This is a genomic window from Natronorubrum sp. A-ect3, assembly GCF_041821125.1.
Classification (GTDB): domain Archaea; phylum Halobacteriota; class Halobacteria; order Halobacteriales; family Natrialbaceae; genus Natronorubrum; species Natronorubrum bangense.
In genome coordinates this window covers 51,004-69,872 of record NZ_JBGUBB010000001.1, presented here as the reverse complement: position 1 = coordinate 69,872, position 18,869 = coordinate 51,004, and the positions used below count along the sequence as shown (strand labels likewise).

15 protein-coding genes and 1 tRNA gene are annotated in these 18,869 nt (G+C 61.5%); 7 read left to right on the top strand and 9 right to left on the bottom strand.

Annotation, left to right across the window (positions count from 1 at the left end; genetic code table 11):
- Positions 1 to 68 precede the first annotated feature (68 nt).
- The gene (locus ACERJA_RS00340; protein ID WP_373606382.1) at positions 69 to 3,182 is read left to right on the top strand and encodes an adenosylcobalamin-dependent ribonucleoside-diphosphate reductase; all 3,114 of its coding nucleotides are present in this window, start codon (positions 69 to 71) and stop codon (positions 3,180 to 3,182) included.
- 125 nt (positions 3,183 to 3,307) lie between these two features.
- Here the strand turns inward: ACERJA_RS00340 and ACERJA_RS00335 are convergent, their stop codons facing one another.
- A complete protein-coding gene (locus ACERJA_RS00335) occupies positions 3,308 to 4,936 on the bottom strand; it encodes a BCCT family transporter (protein WP_373607431.1) in 1,629 nt (542 codons plus the stop codon).
- Positions 4,937 to 5,307: 371 nt separating this feature from the next.
- Here ACERJA_RS00335 and ACERJA_RS00330 point away from each other — a divergent pair, with 371 nt between their 5' ends.
- Positions 5,308 to 5,445: an HVO_2523 family zinc finger protein gene (locus tag ACERJA_RS00330; RefSeq protein WP_373606381.1), complete on the top strand. Its 138-nt coding sequence runs from the start codon at positions 5,308 to 5,310 to the stop codon at positions 5,443 to 5,445.
- 75 nt (positions 5,446 to 5,520) lie between these two features.
- Here ACERJA_RS00330 and ACERJA_RS00325 read toward each other — a convergent pair whose 3' ends face one another.
- Complete coding sequence (locus ACERJA_RS00325; RefSeq protein WP_373606380.1) at positions 5,521 to 6,246, bottom strand: TVP38/TMEM64 family protein; 726 nt, start codon at positions 6,244 to 6,246, stop codon at positions 5,521 to 5,523.
- Between the two features lie 91 nt (positions 6,247 to 6,337).
- On the opposite strand from ACERJA_RS00325, the gene ACERJA_RS00320 reads away from it, so the two are divergent.
- A complete protein-coding gene (locus tag ACERJA_RS00320; RefSeq protein ID WP_373606379.1) occupies positions 6,338 to 6,736 on the top strand; it encodes a DUF5830 family protein in 399 nt (132 codons plus the stop codon).
- A gap of 41 nt (positions 6,737 to 6,777) precedes the next feature.
- Here ACERJA_RS00320 and ACERJA_RS00315 read toward each other — a convergent pair whose 3' ends face one another.
- The gene (locus ACERJA_RS00315; RefSeq protein ID WP_373606378.1) at positions 6,778 to 8,079 is read right to left on the bottom strand and encodes a hypothetical protein; all 1,302 of its coding nucleotides are present in this window, start codon (positions 8,077 to 8,079) and stop codon (positions 6,778 to 6,780) included.
- 103 nt (positions 8,080 to 8,182) lie between these two features.
- On the opposite strand from ACERJA_RS00315, the gene ACERJA_RS00310 reads away from it, so the two are divergent.
- A tRNA-Met gene (locus ACERJA_RS00310) sits at positions 8,183 to 8,336 on the top strand.
- Between the two features lie 458 nt (positions 8,337 to 8,794).
- Here ACERJA_RS00310 and ACERJA_RS00305 read toward each other — a convergent pair.
- The 3 genes from ACERJA_RS00305 to ACERJA_RS00295 all read right to left on the bottom strand — a co-directional run bounded on the left by ACERJA_RS00305 (position 8,795) and on the right by ACERJA_RS00295 (position 12,788).
- Positions 8,795 to 9,094, bottom strand: coding sequence for a HalOD1 output domain-containing protein (locus ACERJA_RS00305; protein WP_373606377.1), 300 nt, complete (start codon positions 9,092 to 9,094; stop codon positions 8,795 to 8,797).
- A 114-nt stretch (positions 9,095 to 9,208) separates the two neighbouring features.
- Positions 9,209 to 12,349, bottom strand: a complete 3,141-nt coding sequence (locus ACERJA_RS00300; protein ID WP_373606376.1) for a PAS domain S-box protein — start codon at positions 12,347 to 12,349, stop codon at positions 9,209 to 9,211.
- A 109-nt stretch (positions 12,350 to 12,458) separates the two neighbouring features.
- Positions 12,459 to 12,788, bottom strand: a complete 330-nt coding sequence (locus tag ACERJA_RS00295) for a cupin domain-containing protein (RefSeq protein WP_373606375.1) — start codon at positions 12,786 to 12,788, stop codon at positions 12,459 to 12,461.
- 127 nt (positions 12,789 to 12,915) lie between these two features.
- On the opposite strand from ACERJA_RS00295, the gene ACERJA_RS00290 reads away from it, so the two are divergent.
- On the top strand, positions 12,916 to 13,995 hold the full coding sequence (locus tag ACERJA_RS00290) for a 2,3-butanediol dehydrogenase (RefSeq protein WP_373606374.1): 1,080 nt from the start codon (positions 12,916 to 12,918) through the stop codon (positions 13,993 to 13,995).
- A gap of 76 nt (positions 13,996 to 14,071) precedes the next feature.
- Here the strand turns inward: ACERJA_RS00290 and ACERJA_RS00285 are convergent, their stop codons facing one another.
- Positions 14,072 to 15,136 (bottom strand): DNA methyltransferase, encoded by a 1,065-nt coding sequence (locus tag ACERJA_RS00285; RefSeq protein WP_373606373.1) that lies wholly within the window; start codon positions 15,134 to 15,136, stop codon positions 14,072 to 14,074.
- A gap of 141 nt (positions 15,137 to 15,277) precedes the next feature.
- Positions 15,278 to 15,907, bottom strand: a complete 630-nt coding sequence (locus ACERJA_RS00280) for a hypothetical protein (RefSeq protein ID WP_373606372.1) — start codon at positions 15,905 to 15,907, stop codon at positions 15,278 to 15,280.
- 458 nt (positions 15,908 to 16,365) lie between these two features.
- Here ACERJA_RS00280 and ACERJA_RS00275 point away from each other — a divergent pair, with 458 nt between their 5' ends.
- Entirely contained in the window at positions 16,366 to 17,022 is a 657-nt protein-coding gene (locus tag ACERJA_RS00275) for a hypothetical protein (protein WP_373606370.1), read from the top strand.
- A gap of 60 nt (positions 17,023 to 17,082) precedes the next feature.
- On the opposite strand, the gene ACERJA_RS00270 is transcribed toward ACERJA_RS00275, so the two are convergent.
- Positions 17,083 to 17,670 (bottom strand): NADPH-dependent FMN reductase, encoded by a 588-nt coding sequence (locus tag ACERJA_RS00270; RefSeq protein WP_373606369.1) that lies wholly within the window; start codon positions 17,668 to 17,670, stop codon positions 17,083 to 17,085.
- A gap of 207 nt (positions 17,671 to 17,877) precedes the next feature.
- Between ACERJA_RS00270 and ACERJA_RS00265 the strand changes: the two genes are divergently transcribed.
- Entirely contained in the window at positions 17,878 to 18,867 is a 990-nt protein-coding gene (locus tag ACERJA_RS00265; RefSeq protein WP_373607430.1) for a nucleoside recognition protein, read from the top strand.
- Positions 18,868 to 18,869: the final 2 nt, after the last annotated feature.

Here is an 18,869-nt window from a genome sequence, read left to right as displayed (position 1 = left end):
GAATTCAGGACTTCCCCATACGCCAGAATCGCCACCCGGAAACGGGATACTGACGAGGTGACCTGCGCATGAGCAACTCGGAGCTCTCCGCGGCTGACCTCACCCTCCCGATCAAACGCACCGACGGTGACACGCTCGAGGAGCGACTGACCGCCAACGCCTATCACAACATCCTCCCCGCACGCTATCTGCGTAAGGACGCCAACGGCGAGCTCATCGAATCCCAGGAGGACCTCTTCGACCGCGTCGGCAAGAACGTCGCTCTTGCCGAGGCCGTTTACGAGGCCGACAAGCTCGACCTCGAGGTAACCGTTACACCCGACCAGCTCAAGCCCGACCACCCGCGCCGGGACGAACTCGCCGAGGAGGTCTTCGGTGAGGGGACAACCGTTGATGACGACGTCGAAACCGAACTGACCGAGCACAACGTCAACAAGTTCGCCTACGAGACGGTCGTCCCAGAACTTCCCGAGGAGGCCCGCGAGCACGTCGAGGACGTCGCCGAGACGTTCATCGAAGGGATGGAGCGCCTTTCCTTTATGCCGAACTCGCCAACCCTGATGAACGCTGGCGACGAACTCCAGCAGCTCTCGGCGTGTTTCGTCATGAGCCCCGACGACGACCTCTCGGACATCCACGAGACCGCAAAGAAGGCCGCGGAGGTCTTCCAGTCCGGTGGCGGCGTCGGCTACGGCTTCTGGCAGCTGCGTCCCTACGGCGACTCGGTCGGCTCGACCGGCGGTATCGCCTCCGGCCCGATCACGTTCATGCGCACGTACGACCAGCTCTGTGAGACGATCGCCCAGGGTGGCACCCGACGCGGTGCTCAGATGGGGATCATGCGGGTCTCCCACCCGGACGTCATCGAGTTCATCCACGCCAAAAACAAGGACGTCTCGCTGGCACACACGCTGCGACTCAACGACCCCGACGACTACACCTACACGACCTTCTCGGAAGCGCTCGAGGAAGCCCGCGAGCTGATCGATGAGGAAGGTCGCGTTCCGAAACACCTGCGCAACGCCGTCGAGGGCCACCTCTCTAACTTTAATATCTCCGTCGGCATCACCGACGGCTTCATGGACGCGGTCAAAAACGGCGAGGAGTTCACGTTCACCAATCCGCGTACGGAAGAGCCACACATCGCCACCGAGGAGACCAAAGAGATGTACAGCCGCTACGATCTCGGCGAGCACGTCAAGGTCGGCGAGCCGCTGTCGATCCCCGCCGAACTCATCTTCGAGCGCATCGTCGAAGGTGCCCACGAGAACGGCGAACCGGGCGTCATCTACCTCGAGCGAGTGAACAAGGAGCACTCTTTCGACATCGAGGAGCAGGAAGACCACCGCATCCTCGCGACAAACCCCTGTGGCGAACAGCCACTCGAGGAGTACGAGGCCTGCAACCTCGGTCACATCAACCTCTCGACGGTCGCCGACCAGAACGCACCCGACTGGCGTGTCTGGAGCGAGGAACACGCCGACGAGTACGACTCCCACGAGGCGGCCGTCGCGGCCTTCTTAGAGGAGGCGATCGACTTCGAGGAGTTCGACGAGCGCATCGAGTACGGGACGCGCTTCCTCGAGAACGTCGTCACGATGTCCGACTTCCCGGTCGAAGAGATCGAGGAGAAGGTTCGTGACATGCGCAAGATCGGCCTCGGGATCATGGGGCTTGCTCAGCTGTATATCCAGCTCGGCATCAAGTACGGCAGCGAGGAGGGCAACGAGGTCGCCAGCCAGCTGCTGACCCACATCAATCACGGCGCGAAGGCGACGAGTCACGACCTCGCGACCGAGCGTGGCTCCTTTAACGACTGGGACGACTCGAAGTACGCCGACCCGACCGAGTACAGCGAGTGGTTCGAGAAACAGACCGGCGAGGACGCCGACGACTGGGCCGATGGCTTCCCGATCCGCAACCACAACGTGACGACCATCGCCCCCACCGGGACGACCTCGATGGTCGGCAACACGACGGGTGGCTGTGAGCCGATTTATAACGTCGCCTACTACAAGAACGTCACCGACGACGTGCAGGGCGACGAGATGCTCGTCGAGTTCGACGACTACTTCCTGCGCACCTTAGAGGCCAACGACATCGACGTCGATGCCGTCAAGGAAGAGGCCCAAGAGCAGATGGCCACAAACCAGTTCGACGGCGTCGAAGGGCTGTCGACGGTGCCAGACGCCATCGGCGAACTGTTCGTCATCACCTCGGACCTCTCGGCGAAACAGCACGCGGCCGTCCAGTGTGCCGCACAGAAAGGCGTCGACTCCGCCATCTCGAAGACGGTCAACGCACCGAACGATTCCTCGCTCGAGGACGCCAAAGAGGTCTTCGAGTGGGTGTATGAGAACGGCGGCAAAGGTGTCACCTACTACCGCGACGGCACCCGCTCCAAGCAGGTGCTGACGACGCGGGCCGACAACGCTGACTTCGCCGACGAGACGGAAGCCGCACAGGCACTGGTCGAGCAGATCGACGAGATCTTCGGCGGCCTGGCCGAGTTCCTCGACAGCGAGGAAGTCCGAGACGTGCTCGAGGAAGACGTCGACTCGCTGGTCGACGAGGGGCGCCAGCCGGTCGAGGTCGACTTCACCGAGAAGCGCGAGCGGCCAGATGCACTCCAGGGCGTCAGCCAGCGTATCGACACCGGCTACGGCAAGGTCTACGTGACGATCAACGAGGACCCCGAGACCGGCCAGCCGTTCGAGCTGTTTGCGAACATCGGCCACTCCGGTGGCTTCACGAACTCCTTTACCGAGGCGCTGGCGAAGGTCATCTCGACCTCGCTGCGCTCGGGTGTCGACCCCGACGAGATCGTCGACGAACTCTGTGGCACCCGCAGTCCGAAAGTCGCCTGGGACAAAGGCGAGCAGATCCAGTCCATCCCGGACGCCATCGGCACCGCGATGCGTCGCTACCTCGAGGGCGAGATCGACAAGCCGTACCCGACCCAGCAGACGCTCGAGGATGCGGCTGATGCGGGCGCGGACGCCGAGGTTGACGGCCCACAGACCGACGGCGGAGCCGCTGCGGCGAGCAACGACGATGACGACGCGATTCAGGACCTGATCGACGCCGGCGAGTCGCCGGAGTGTCCTGACTGTGGCTCGCTGTCGCTGTACTACTCCGAAGGCTGCAAGACCTGCGAGTCCTGTGGCTGGAGCGAGTGCTGAGCAGCGACTGAACTGACCGACCGAAACCGCGAATTCGTTTTTTTGATCGAGCCGCATCGAACAGCACTGACAGCGGTGCGTCCACACCGGTCGTCCGAAGACGACTCGAGCGGCACCGATCGCTGTCAGTCGTCGTCGCCGGGGACTGCGTCCGAATCGCCGCTCGAGGGCCGTTCCGGCCGCGAGCCGACGATCCAGGCGTCATCCTGTAAGAGCACACGGCCGAACTTCGCGCTGAACTCGCGGACGAGTCCGAGCAATGCGAACAGACAGACGAACGCGAACGGGCCGCCCGTGATGATCGCGGCCGACTGCAAGGCGTCGACGCCGCCGAGGATCATCAGGATCGCAGCGGTCATGCCGAGGACGACTCCCCAGAAGATCCGGTTGATACTCGAGGGACTGGCCTTGCCGCCGGTGGTCATCATCGAGACGGCGAGCGTCGAGGAGTCCGCCGACGTGATGAAGAACGTGGTGACGAGGATCATAAAGGCGATCATGAACACGGAGCCAAGCGGGAACGCCTCGAAGAGGGCGAAGCCAGCGACCGGCGCGCCGTGTTCGCCGACGGGGCCGAGGATATCCGTGACGCCGTTGTGCTGGGCCCAGACGGCAGAGCCGCCAACGAAGGTAAACCACGGAATCGTCGCCCCAGAGGTCGCAGCGATGCCCGTAAACGCGACCTCGCGGACGGTGCGTCCTTTGGAGATCCGAGCGATGAACAGACCGGCGAACGGGGACCACGAGAGTGCCCACGCCCAGTAGAAGACGGTCCAGTCGTTTGCCCACTGGGTGCCGCCCTCGACACCCGCGCCGGTGAACAGACTCATCGAGACGAAGTTCGTCACCATGCCGCCGAAGGCCTGTGTTCCGAGCAAGACAAGAAACACCGTCGGGCCGACGATGAACGTCGCCACCATGAGGACGACGAAGAGAATCATATTGAAATTCGAGAGCCGGCGAATGCCGCGGTCGACGCCAAGCACCATCGAGATCGTAAACAAAAGCGTCATCGTCGTCACCACGAGCAAGATCCCGGTGCTCCCCAGATCGATCCCCCACTGGTAGTCCAGTCCGGTGACGAACTGGCTGCCAATAAAGCCAAGCGAGGTCGCGACGCCGCCGATCGTCGCGAAGACAGCGATGATATCGATGAACTTCGCGGCGTTCCCATCGAGGTTATCCTTCCCGAGCAGTGGGGTCAGCGCCGAGGAAACCCGCAGTGGGACGGAATCGTAGTTGTACGCGAAGTAGCCGATCGCGATCCCCATAATCGTGAAGACAGCCAACTGCGGGAGCGCCCAGTGGAACAGCGTCTGCTGGACGGCGACCGTCATCGCCTCCGCCGAGCCACCGGAAACGTCGAACAGCGGCGAGGGGTTGTCGTAATAAAACAGCGCCTCAGTCGGCCCCCAGAAGACGACCCCGGCGGCGAAGCCAGCCGAGTACAACATTGCGAAAAACGAGAGGAAGCTGTACTCCGGCTTCTCGTCGCCCAACCTGATCTTCCCCCACGGCCCGATAATCAGGAACAGCAAGAACAAGACGATCAAGAAGACGATCAACAGCAGCGCCCAGTTCAGATACTCGAGCATCGACTCGTTTGCCACCCCAATGGCGTTTTCGACGGTCGTCGGGCTGATGAAGTAGAGTGCGATGATCCCAACCGAGAGGCCGGCTCCAAACAGGAAGACGATCGGGTCGAGTTCCTCACGGAAGCGACCGACAGCACTGAGGTCGTCCGAATCAGCCATCGGCCCCACCCCCTTCGGGACGAACCCGTCTCGGTCGTTCCGTCTCAACACCTCGCCGTCGCGCTGTACTCGAGTCAGCGTGCTGAACCACGCCACAGTCACCCACGTTCGAACGGTCCCTCGTTTCTGCACAGGTCATGGCCTTTGGTAACACCATACGCACGCACCACGATCCCTCGCTTAACACTATGCATACTCATTTCTCCGAGAAAGAGGCGTATGGATAATTTCCCGTCACGGACGGTGACTCGAGTCCGTCGCGTTCATACTGGTCCCAACCGTCAGTACGAATGACTCGATGTCTCGCAGCCAACCGACCCTATCAGGCAGCGCAGAAACCGGTCGTCGAACCGCTCGGGAGCTGATACGCGGTGACTGATCCCACCGAAACTCATCGGACAGATGGCCATCCCTGTCCGTTCTGTGAGACGCCGATGTACAAGCGCCACTGTAAGTACGTCTGTCCACAACATGGCGTCATCATCGACTGCAGCGATCCGTTTCTCTAAGCGCACACCACACCTGCTCGGTGGGATCGAACCCTGCGTGGCGTACGAAGCTTGGCGGTCGACTGAGGGATCGGCCTAGCGATCCATCTGGCGGTCGACGCTGCGTCGTTGTGGACGCGACTGAACCGCTCGATAGATGGGCCCTGCAAGCAGCGCCATCGCGGCGAGCAGACAGGCGACGGTGAGCGTGACGCCGAGGTCGCCGAGCCCGCCGGCTGTCACGGTCGCCGCCGAGGAGCCAACGATGACCGCAGCGACCGTCCAGGGGAGTTCGCCGATCGCCGTGCCAATCACGAGTTCGCGAAGGCGCACGCCGCTGACCGCGGCTGCACACGTCGAGACATCCGATGGGATCGGTGCCAGCCGCGAGACGATGACGCCACGAACCGGTCCCGCGGTGTTGTAATACCGTGAGACCGTTGTTCCGGTTCGCTCGAGCAGCGTTCCGATCCAGCCACCGATCGACCACGGCCAGGTGCGTGTTTCGGCGTCGCCGAGCCAGCGTGCAGCGAGGAAGACGGGAATAACGGTCATGATGACGCCCGCCAGTGCGATCGGGACCCCGAGGACGACGCCGTATCCGTACCCGACGACGAGTGCAAGCGGCGTCGTCGGAAGCGCAAGCAGCGGCCGCACGAGATAGAGGCCAACCACGACGAGGCCGAACAGATAGGGGTCCGAAGAAACCGACTCAGCGGCACCAAACACCCCTGCTGGAGAGACGAGCACGCCAGTCGCGACAATCGCACCGATCACGATCATCCCGGCGAGCAGACGGAGCTGTCCCGGCGACACCGACATCGATCACAGTTTTTCCTCGAGTGTTGAAACGTTTGTGTCTCTGCGGGCCGCGACACAACGTTTATTCATATCGGGGCAACACCACACATCGATGGACCGCGACGAGCCTGAAACCGACACGCCCGTCGACGACGATGACGACCGGGTCGCACTCGGACTGGCGCTACTCGAGCGACTCGAGCACGAGTCACTCCCCCTTCCCGAGGTCATCGACCGAATCGAGACGGTGACGACCGATCCGACGGTGACGCGAACGATCCTCGATGAGGCCGAGCTTCGTGGGATCATCGACCGCGAGGACGGGATCATCCGGCCGAAGAGCCGCCAGTACGTACGCTTCGAGCAGGACATCATTACGAAAGAGGGCGAGTTTACCTGCCAACGCTGTGGGATGGGGCTGTCGACAGGCTATTTCATCAACCTCGATGCTGGCGAGTTAGGCCCCTATGGGTCTTCGTGTATCCGGAAAGTGACGGGGCGTGAGGACTGATAGACGAGGCTCCAGGGCCGTGTTCTGAGGACACAAAGCCGTTATCGGCGCGCTCTGAGTTCCGCGATCAGCTGTTCGATCGTCTGCTGTTGGCGCTCGATCGTCTCCGTCTGCTGTTCGACGGTCGACTCGAGTGACTCGAGGCGTTCGAGGAGTTCGCTATTGGAGACCTGCTCGGCGTCCGTGGTCGCGTCTGTGGTCTCCGCTACAGTGTCGTCGATCTCGCCACCGAGCAACGAGCCCGACTCGAGTACAGCGTCGTGGTCGGCTCGAGCGGTGTCCGGTTCTGTCGTGGCCGGGGCGTCGGCGTGGTCGGTCGCCGGGACAGTCGACTCGTCGGTCGTCATTTCGAACGTGGTGTCTGCCGGTTCGGTGTCTGGCTCTGTCGAGGTCTCTGACTGCGCAGGCTCGTCGGTGGGGTGTGTGTCTTGTAACGTGTCCTGCTGGCCGTGTGCTGTCCTCTCAGGTGTGTCGGGGACGTGTGTTTGTGGCTCGGGTTCGGGTTCGGGTTCGGGTTCGGCTTCGCGGGCGGTCGTCGTCTCCTCCGCGAGGGGATCGGTCGATGTGGCGGCCGGCGCACTCGTGTCGTCGACAGCGGAGTCGCTGCCGTCGTCGTCCAGTTCGGGTGGGTTTGCATCGAGCGGATCGACGCCGTCGCCGAAGTCGACCGTTGCGCGGTCACGGTCCTGACCAGTTTCGTCGTCGTCACCGACCGCCTCGTTGAGTTCTGCAAGCGAGCCGACGCCGTGGTACTCGAACAGCGCGCGCTTGAGCCGTTCGCGGAGATCGTTTGCCTCCTCGTTGGGGGCTTTGATCCGCTGTGGGCGTCCACCGACTTCGAGAACGATCTGTGTGGCGACACTGCCGTCTTCGAAGGAGAGTCCAGTCACATCCGCGAACTCGTACTCCTCGTAGTCGCCGTCCCAGACCGCCGCGCCGATGTGTTTGACCAGTCGGTCGCTCGTGATGATCAACGTCAGTTCGCTAAAGCGATACGTCTGAACGACCGTCTCGCCCGGCTCGGTGATCCCATTGCCGTTCAAGACGCCGGCGAGCACTGGATGGAGAACGGCGTCGGTCTTGCTTGCGGGGACAGTGAACTTCTTGGTCCCCTCGAGTGGGTACTCGAGTGCAAACGTGGTTTTGCGCCGCCCTTCCGAGAGCGTCAGTCGGTCGGCGTCGTGGGGGTACTCGTCGACCGATTCGTCGCTCAAGAGCCCTTCGGAGTTGTAGACGAGGGTGCTCGAGGGCGTGATGAAAAGGCAGTCTTCACCGCCGAGAGAGACTCGCGCCGCGATTTCTTCGCCATCAAGAGTAGAGTGGACGATTCCGGGAACGCTCATGCGCGGGTAGTTGGGAAGGCCATGTGATAAATCCGTGGGTCGGCGTTACACGCCCGGACGGAATGAGAAGCTTAAAGAAATAGACGGCACTATCAGCAAACGAGCCCGGGTGGCTTAGCTGGACATAGCGCCGCACTCATAGGGTTCAGAGATTCGGTGCGGTTTCGCCTTGGAAGCCTCCGTGTCCCCTCGAGGACTCTGCCGAGCCTCGGACCTGGGACATGCGGAGATCGAGGGTTCGGAGCCCTCCCCGGGCATTTTCAAAGACTTCACGACTCGAAGAGGAGTAGTAACGCCGAAAATTCCCGGGAGACGGAGAACCCGGTGATCTTCACCGAGCGAAGCGAGGTGACGGCTCGAGCGAGCTGCTCTCCCGGTTGTTCGGAACCCTCCCCGGGCACTTTTCTGACGAAAGTACGGTCGGAGTGAGTTTTATGACTCGACTGGGTGTCAGGGAGAACCTATAGTACCAACTGAACCGATTCACACACTGATCGCACAGCCCCCGTGCAATCAGGTGTGCAGTGACGTTCAGTGGCTACTATAGTGGCCGTACGTGAGCGACAGCGAGTGCCGACGCTGTAACCCGGTCGTCGTGACGAAAATCGATGATGACTGGCGAGTCTGGCGGGAGACTCGACACAGCTGAAACAGTCGACATGCAAAACGACGAGGCAACCCACCCCTGAGTCGAGTCGTCGCAGTGGTGGTCAGATTAGGCTTCTTCGACCCGAATTTCACCGCCGGCATCGACGGTTACCAGACAGCCGTTGTATTCGAAGACGACTGAGCCGTCCGACCGGACGCCCTCCGCACGCGGCTCGAACAGTCGCTCGAGCGCATCGGTGTCGATCGTATAATGAAGTGGCTCGAGTGCTGTTATTTCCTCGTCGCAAAACGTCGCGACGGCGTCGACGATAGCGACGCTTAGTGGTTGGTCATCGAGTCGGTCGTGCTGTACAACGTAGTGGTCCGTCATTGAAGCAGATGGTGAACGTGAAGTCATTTCAGTCATTGATTCTACAAACCCCCCGTGCGATCTGCGGGAAGACGAGTTCACGTTCACGAGTAACAGTAAAGAGCTTGATTATTAACTGTGTAACCGATCCTGCAGCAGATGGTTACACAGTTAACCCTGGTTCGACGAACTGTCGAACAACGCAGTAAAGAGCTTCTGTTCGGCGGCTCTGACGTGCTTGTGGAAGGCAGGTGGTGAGATCTCGAGTGAGTCCGCGAGGTTCTCACCGGTGGTCTGGCGAGGCCACTCGAAGAAGCCGCCGTAGTAGGCCGTCTGGACGACCTCCTGTTGTCTGTCAGTCAGTTGTTCAAGGAGTGAGTTGCGCGCGGAGATATCGATTGTCGACAGATCGTCTGTCGACTGCTCACGCCGGGCGACCATCGACGCAGGGAAGCCACGTCGGCCGAGTCTCGACAGGAGGTCTCTGACTTCGATCGTTTCCGGCACGTCGATGATCGCCCGGCTCTCGTCGCTGTCGGTCACGAACGACCGAAGCGTGCCACCCTGTGCGTCGACGACAGCGCCGAGGAACGGATCCGAACACTGGAGTTGCAACAGTGTTTCCGACTCGAAATCTGCGATAATCGAGACAGCGTGAACCCCTTCGAGATCCGCGAGCGCGGCAGTATCGTCCGGAGAGAGCGACACATCGGCCACGACGAACACCGTCGGTGAGCCATCAGCCCGAATCGTCTCCCCTTCGTACTCGATTCGTGCAGCCAGCTGCTCGGCGAGTCGACACAGCGGCGATTCGTCCTCGAGTTCGAGTTCGATCTCGACCGCGGCAACGCCGTCGGTACGCAGTGCAGCCTTCCGTTTGACCGCGTCGATCGCATAGCCGATGGTCCCGCCGAGGTCTGCAAGTATCGATCGAAGTGGCATGTCGAACGCATCCCGGTCGTCACCATACAGAGACAGGACCCCGTACAGAAAGCCATCGTACACGAGCGGCACAGTGTACACAGACTGGATGTTCCGTGAAAGAGCTTCGACACGCCAGGTCCCGTCACGAACCGATTCAGCGACGTTTTCGATATATACCGAGTCCTGCGTGCGTGCCGTGCGCCCCGTCGGCTCGGCCGCGGAGTCATCGACGGTCGTCACCGTGACGGCTTCGAGATAGCCACGCTCGAGGCCGTCCTGTGCCCGTTGATGAAGCTGTGTCCCGCTTGGATCGGGTTCGCCGATCCAGGCGAACGAGCAGGCCTCGAGGTCGGTCAGGCGCTCACAGATGCCCTGTTCGATCTCGGTCCGGGAGTCGGCCATCAAAAGCAACTGCTCGATATCCTGACGAACCTCGTTTGCATCGTTTAATCGTTCGAGCGAGGTATTTTGCTGCTTGAGTTCCCGTTCGCGGCGGTGGAGCCGATGGGTACGACCGATTCGATCGAGTGCCGCTTCGGCCGTCGCGGCAAACAGCTGGGCGAGTTCGAACGTTTCATCGTCGTACTGGTCCGGCTCGGGATCGAGGGCGACGAGTACGCCGTGTTCACCGATCGGGACGTAGAGCCCACTGCGAGCGGTCGTCGTCGAATCGTACACGAATGCCGACTCCCTGACGTCGTCGAACCGGGATGGAGTCTCGCTGGCGAACGTCTGCCAGGAGATACTCTCAGTCGGCTCGAGACGGGGTGGTGTCCCGATCGTCGACTCGATTCCCGGTGCGTAGGCTGCCGGCAAGAGTTCGTTTTGCTGCTCGTCGAAGCGGTAGACAATGCTCTCGATGTCGAGGACGTCAGCGGCGACGTCGACCATGTACTCACAGGCAGCCTGCTTCGATTCGACGGTGAGCAGATGTCTCGTGGCCTCGTGTAAGGCGTTGAGTGTCTCTTGATACTGCGCGCGCTCAGTGACGTCGACAGCGGTTCCGATAACGCGTTCGACGTCGTCATCCGCGGTGATCGGCTGCCACCACGATTCGAAAACGCGATCTTCGAGGAGTATCATGGAGTGGGCGGGCTGGCCGTCCAGTGCTGTGTTCGCATCGTCGAGGATGCTCGAGTGAGATTCAAATACGTCGTCCACCGACTCGCCAACGAGTGGCGATTCGCAGCCGTCGATACGATCGAGTGCACGGCCCTCGGCGAGCGTAATCGTCCCATCAGCATCGACGACGGAGAGGGCAACGGGGGCGTTTTCGACGAGCGTTTCCAGTCGCTCCGTCCGCGCCTCGAGTTCCCGTTCGCGATCGATGCGATCGGTGACATCTCGAAAGTAAACCGAGAGCCCTGACGGCGAGGGGTATAGCTCGACATCGTACCAGCGATCTGTGGGCTCGTAGTAGCCTTCGATCGACGTGTGTTCTTGTCTCCGCATTGCTTCGGTCGCCGCGTTGTGGAAATCCGTTCCCTCCAGTTTTGGAAACTCCTCGAGGAAATCTTGTCCGAGAACCGCCGCCTGATCGACATCGAGGAGGGACGTCGCTTGGTCGTTAATGTAGGTAAGCCGCCACTCGGAGTCGAGTGCACAGAACGCGTCTGTCACCCGTTCAAACGAGTTGTCGAGTTCCTGTTCGACCTGGTGGCGATCCGTGACATCCCTGATCGAGACGACGATGGCGCTCTCCTCTTCGAGCCAGTTCGTGAGAACGGCTTCGTGGACAAACCAGCCGTCGGTTGCGTACTGCGATCTGTACTCGACGGTCGTCGTCTCACCGGTTGCCCGTTCACGGAGGTCCTCGAAGGCGGTCTGGACTGCTGCCGTATCCTCCGGGTGGACGTGGTCGGTAAACGAGGCCTCGAGCAACGTGTCTGTGTCTGCGCCGCGTATTCGTTCGACCGACGGGCCGACGGCGGTGATCATCCCGTCGGCGTCGGTCACGACCAACAGATCCGACGACTGTTCGAGCAGCGTCTGATACCACGTCTCCTGTTGTGTGACTGTCCGACGGGTCGTGACGAACTGCGTGGCCTGCCGAAGCCGGTGTTCGAGCAACGCCGGATTCTCGGCCGTCGATCTGCGAACGATGTCGGTTGCGCCCGCACTGCGAAGTCGCTCGAGCGTCTCCCCGTCCGCCGACTCGACAGCACAAACGACCGCACACGCTGTGTCGAGAGCCGTCAGAACAGTCTGCTCGTCGGTCAGCACACAGTCGATTGCATCGAGTTCGAGATCGGCGTCCGGCTCGAGCGGCCCGGAAACCGTAACGTCCCCATCCTCGAGGCGCGCTGCCGTCGTCTGGAGCCATGTCGACGAGCCGACGACAAGGAGCCGAAGGTGAGCCGTTTCAGGTGCACCGAGACCGCGGGTCATATGTTCGATGGGAACGGCACGAATAAAAACCTCTTGTTAAATTCAAGACTGTGGTATTTTCAAATAACCAGCGCAGCTTCGTTCTCGATCGCGGCCGCGTTCAGACGCTCTACGAAGGGAGCGGGCAGAGACTCGCCGTGAAGACGACCGTCTCCTCGGTTTCGTTTCGTGCGCCGTGGACGACACCGCGGTCGTGACGGACGACGCCGGGCGCGGTAATCTCCTCGCTGTCGTCGCCCTGTAGGACCGTCACCGTCCCCTCGAGGATGTGAAACACGTTCGTACTGTCGGCGTGTTCGTGGGCCGGGAGTTCCGCGCCCGGTCCGAGTGCGAACGCCTTGACTAGCACGTCGTCGGTGACGACCAGTTCAGCGGTTTCGATCTCGCCATCAGCTGGCTCGAGCGCCGTGCGTGCAGCGTCGTATTCGTCGAGGGACATATCCGGCTGTTCGTCGGGCCGACATAAATGTTGTACTGAAGCGACGTCTTTGTTGACGGTGCTACGATCATGTTTGTTGCCACCGTTGCACACAGTAGTTATCTCCTCTCGGCGAGAAGAGAGCAGTATGCGTTCTGCCGTATTCCATGGACGAGAGAACATCCAGGTTGATGAGATCGCCGAGCCGGTCGTCGAGCGCGACAGTGTCCTGATCGATGTCACCGCGGCAGGGATCTGTGGGTCGGACCTACACGAGTACGCTGCCGGCCCGATTTTCATTCCTGGCGATGCCCCACATCCAGTAACTGGAGAAACAGCCCCCGTCTCGATGGGCCACGAGTTCGGCGGCGAAGTCATCGAGATCGGTGACGACGTCGAGGATATCGCCGTCGGCGACACCGTCACCGTCAACCCGATTCTGTACTGTGGCGAGTGTCGGTACTGCGAGGACGGTTCGTACCACCTCTGTGAGTCTGGCGGCTTCATCGGCCTCTCCGGCGGCGGTGGCGGTTTCTCTGAACAGATCGCCGTCTCGAGCGAGCAGGCGATTCCGGTTCCCGACGACGTGCCGGCCGAGTACGCCGCGCTGGTCGAACCGTTCAGCGTCGGCCTGCATGCCGTAAGAAACGCGGCGTTTTCCGCCGGCGATTCGGTCGCCGTCTACGGCACTGGCCCGATCGGACTGACCGTCATCCAGGCGGCGAAAGCCGCCGGTGCGAATCCGGTGTATGCCGTCGAGCCCCAGGATGCACGGCGAGAGCTAGCTGCCGAGGTCGGTGCGGATATGACGTTCAATCCGATCGACACGGACGCTCCCGAAGCGATCATCGAGCAGTCCGATGGTGGCGTCGACGCGACGTTCGAAGTCGCCGGGATCGAACAGACGGTTCGTGACGCGATCCGATCGGTGAAAAACGACGGATCGGTCACCATCGTCAGCATCTTCGAAGAGCGCATCGAAATCGAGCCAAACGAAATCGTCCTCGGCGAACGCACCGTTTCCGGAACGTTGGCGTACGAAGGCGGCCCCAACAGTGACGTGGAGTTCGGTGCCGTCATCGACATGTTTGCCGACGGGACACTCGATCCCGAGCCGCTTATCACTAGCCGAATCGGGCTCGAGGAGATCGTCGACGGCTTCGAGACGCTGCTCGGCGGCGAGCACGACGAGATCAAGATTATCGTCGAACCCTATAGTAGCCACTGAAAATCACTGCACACCACATCGAACGACTGCTGTGCGATGTGTGTGTAAATCGTTTCAGTTGTTACTATAGCTGCGCTCACTCGAGAGCCAGCGGCTCGTGGATCGCTCGATAGCCGTACTCGGCGTCGTCCGTGAGCGTCTCGACGGCCGCCACCTCCCGGAGCTGGATGTCTCGTTCCATCTTCGTCACGACTGGCGTCTCGTAATGGGTTGCCTCGTACTCGAACTCGTTTCCGTCCTCGCGACGGCGCGTGACGAACTCGCGATGGCGCTCGAGACGTGCCCGGCTGACCGAGCGCGACAGCGACGGCACATCGGCGATCCGGTCGTCGAACACCTCGAGAAACGCGTCCTCGAGTTCCGAACCCACCGAGTGGCGGCCGGCACACATCGCTGCGAGCGTGGTCGTCCCGGTGCCCCAGAAGGGATCGAGGACGGTATCGCCGTAGGCCGAGTACATACAGATCAGCCGATAGGGGATCTCGAGTGGGTACGCGGCTGACCGATCGCGGAGGTCGTCGTCGGCGAACTCGAGGGTCTGTAGCTCGCCTTGCACCTCGGTCCAGACGTCGGTAAACCAGCGGTTGCGCTCCTCCCAGAAGTAGGCGGCCTGGTAGCGACGGTCAGCGCCCGGCTCGAACGAACGGCTCTCGTCGCCTTTCCGGAAGAGCAGCACGTACTCGTGTTCGAGCGTGACGTAGGCGTTGGGTGGGATCATCCCGCTCCCCATGAACTTCGCCGCGCTGTTTGCCGGCTTGCGCCAGAGGATATCGGGCAACGGGTCGAATCCACGAGACTCGAACGCCTCGAGGACGCGGGCGTGGTTTGCGTAGACCCGAAAACTATCATCGAGCGAGCGCGTCGCGTCGCCAACGTTGATACACGCGATACCGCCGTCGACCAGCACGCGCTCGAGTTCGTCCCAGACGCGATCGAGCTGGGCGTGCATCGCGTCGAACGCCGCGCGGCCGTCGCCGGACTCGAGTGCGTCGCCAATCGCCGGGTCGAGCGCGGTAAAGAGGTCGTCCCACATCTCGATCATGGGATACGGCGGGGACGTGACGACGAGTTCGACTGCGTCGTCGTCGATCTCGGCCAGGTCTCGTGAGTCACCGACGAAGACGCGGTGGGTCGTCTCCATTGGATACACACTGTCGGCGTCGCCCCCTTAGCTCCTTCGTCAAGACGAGAGCGCTGTCGACGCGTCGATCCGTGGGTCGACCCAATCCGGGACACGACCGCACGGCTGTCTACCGTTCGAGTCGGCGGTGAACGCTAGCCGTTACTCCTCGTCGGTTTCGTCGACGTCAGCCTCGGTTTCGTCAACTCCAGGTCCGGTTTCTGTCGTGTCGACCGCCGTTTCATCGTCCATATCAGCACTCGTCGCCGGTTCGAACTCCTCGATCGGTTCCCACTCGTCTTGCTCGCCTGATGAGAGACGACGGCGGAGGATCGCGATTGCACCAAGCACGCCCACAGCAAGCAACACTCGAGCAAGACGGCTCGAGCCCTCGTCCGCTTCGGCTTCGGTCTCCGGTTCGGATTCAGATTCAGATTCAGATTCAGATTCAGATTCGGACTCGGACTCGGACGCTGCGCTCGCGCTCATCTCCTCGTCGCTTTCGGAGACACTCTCGACGACGCTGTCGATGATTTCGGGCTCTTGCATGTCCTGAATCGACGACTCTTCGATTTCAGACGACTGCCGTCCCGCGAGAAAGCCAAGCGCAGCACCCGTGCCGAACAGGGCCCCCGCAAGCGGCAGTGTCGGTGATCCTCCCGGTGTCGATCCGTCCGCCTCTTCGACGGCTTCGAGGATCGACTCTCGTAGTGGTGAGTCCATTCCCTTCTCGACTGCTTCTTTGACCACAATCTCGGACAGCGTCTTGTCCTGTTGTTCCGTTTCGGGCATAATCGCATCCGACCACATCCCCGTAAATAGTTCTGTCCAACGTTTCGATCTGACCGAGTACGCGCCCGACGAGTATCCACGTCCTACTCACGGCGAGCATGGTCGGTAACAGACACCTACTCGCTCGAAAAGCTCGAAAATAACAACGGTTTGGCAGGCGGTGTCGGACTCGCTCACGGCAGTCGAGAGGGCAGAACACGACGAACACGCCTGCCGTAACGAACGTCGAGCCGGGGTTGCTGTCAGCGACAGAGGGATCTCGATCTGGACCCGGCAATCGCGTCAGTGGCTGTATGACACACAGTGGGGTTACCGGGAAGTGCTGTACAGGTCGCCGGTTCGAGAAACAGAATATTACCCACGTATAAATCCAGCAGCGGCGAACTCGTCCGGAGGATTTCCTGTTACTGTGAGTTAACGGCTACCATAACGAAGGGGTGTGCCGGAGATGTGTCCATATGAGCGTCATCCGACAGCCCGGCATCCTCGGGCGAACGACTCGACAGCGAATCGTCGGGCTGACCGCGGCGCTCTCGATAGCCACCGTCGAAGCAGTCACTGTCGGACTCTGGTTTGGCCTCGTCGTCGGCTCTCGAACGACATCGACGGCACTGGCCGGGCTTGGGATTCTCTTCTGTGGCTCGCTCCTTCGGGCTGGCGTCTTCGGTGCAACAGTCAGCGACGTGCGAGATCTCTGCCAACCACACCGACTCGCGGCTGCGCTCGCGTTGACTGGCGGCTGGGTCGTCTGGCTGCTCGTGGCTGAACTGATCGGCGACGTTACCGGTCTGCTCGTCGCAACCGTCGTGTTTACCGGCATTCTCACCGGGCAGTTCATTCTCGAGCGATCCGTCTTCTCCACCCAGATGCACTCGGCGAGGGTACGAACAGCACTCATCCCCGCACTCCTGTTGGCCGTCGGCGCAGCGACGCTGCTCGCATCGGCGTGGTTCACTGACCTCAGATTTATCACGCCGCCGCTGTCACTCGAGATCACAACGGTGGTCCTGTGGATCGACGTCCAGCATCTGGGCTATCTCTCGTTTGGACTGTTTGCGTTCCTCGCTCACCAGCAGCGTTTCGAACAGTATCTCGGTCCCTATCGTGGCACCTGAGCCGGATCGCACTGCCGTCGGACGAATCGAACGCAGCGGCAGTCATCGCGACTGGGGCCGCTACTTTTCTTCGGCACCGACGTTCTGGTCGCTCTCGAACGACGCCGGATCCGGTTCGATCGTCGCGTACTGGACTGCTCGTCTGCCGAGCGTGACGACACGGTCCTCGAGTTTTGGATCGACGAACGCGCCGTCCTCGAGCGCCGAGTGGGAGTTCGCGATCGCTGCCTCGTGTGGGATCACCCACGCGTTCAACGCCCGACAGACCGACCGCATATGCTCGAGGGCCGTCACTGGGAACGCCCCACCTGAGACCGCGAGCAAGCCGACAGTCGTCTCCTCGAATTCATCGAACCCACAGTAGTCGAGTGCGGTCTTGAGCGGCGACGCATACGAGCCGTGATACACCGGCGAGCCGAGGATAATCGCGTCAGCGTCTCGGATTCGAGCCGTCAACTCCGCTGCATCGCCTGCGTCTTCCCGGTCGCGATCTGCGTCAAAGATCGGGAGTTCGAACGCCCGCAAGTCGAGCAGTTCGGTGCTGGCTCCAGCCCGTTCGGCGGCCTCGAGAGCGACCTCGAGGGCGAGACGAGTCGTGCTTGCATCACGGAGGCTGCCACAGACTGCGGCGATGTGAACGTCGGTCATGACAACACAGAGGGCTGCAAGCCCCAAATATAGTAGCCACTGAAAAATCACTGCACACCGCATCGCACGATGGCTGTGCGAGACGTGTGTACATCGTTTCAGTTGTTACTATAGACTGGCGGACAACACGACGCTCGAGCGCGTTTCACGACCCCGACGTGTGCCGTGACCGACGGCTCTTTCGTGTCGGAATTCGAAGCGGTCGGTGTGCAGTCGCTGCTCTCCGTCCTGCTGACCGAGGTGCTCCCCCGAGTCCTGACGATCACGCTGTTGATCGGGTTCGGTGTCGGGTTGGCGAATCTCGCCGTCGGGTACGGTCTCGTTGACGTCATCGCCCGCGTCGGTCGCTATCTGACCGAGCCCGCCAATCTGCCCGACGAAGTCGGCGCTGCCGTGTTGACGAACACGCTCTCGGTCACCGCCGGCTACGGGATGCTCGCCGAGTTCCGCGAGTCCGGGCTCCTCGACGACCGCGCAACGTTGATCGCCATCGTCATCAACACGTTTTTCGGCTTTCTCAAGCACAGTCTCACCTACTACGGCCCCGTCCTCGTCCCAATTCTGGGGCTTCACGCCGGGTTGCTATACGTCGGTGCTCGGGCTGGGATCTCGCTTGCCATTTCGGTCGTCGGCCTGCTCGCCGGTGCCGTCCTGTTGCGTGGCTACGAGTACGACAGCAGCGCTATCGAGCCGGAGACGCCCGACGACGAGAAACGAACACACCGAGAGACACTCCGTCATGCCGGTGGAAAAACGGCGGCTCAACTGCGATCGATCGTGCCGCGACTGGCGATCGTCTACTCGCTTGTCTTCCTCGCCCTCGAGTACACCGACCAGCTACTCGCCGCCTTCGCCGCCGTCGGCATCGAAGAGCCGGCTGCCATCGTCGACCCGGTGGCGAGCCTCGTCGGACTCCCGGCCGCAGCGGTGCCGGTGATCGTCGTCTCGCTCGTCGATCCGACGATGGGTGCGATCACCGTCGCCCCCATGATCGGTGACGTGCTCACTCCCGCCCAAGCGGTGCTTGCGTTGCTCGTCGGGAGCCTGTTTTCGCTGACAGTTGGCACAGTCAAACGATCGATCCCGTTTCAGTACGGCATCTGGGGCTCGGCGTTCGGGACCAAAGTCATCATCGTCAACACGGGGCTGAAAGCCGTCTTCATCATCGCCGCGATTCTCGTCTTCCTCGTCGTCTAATC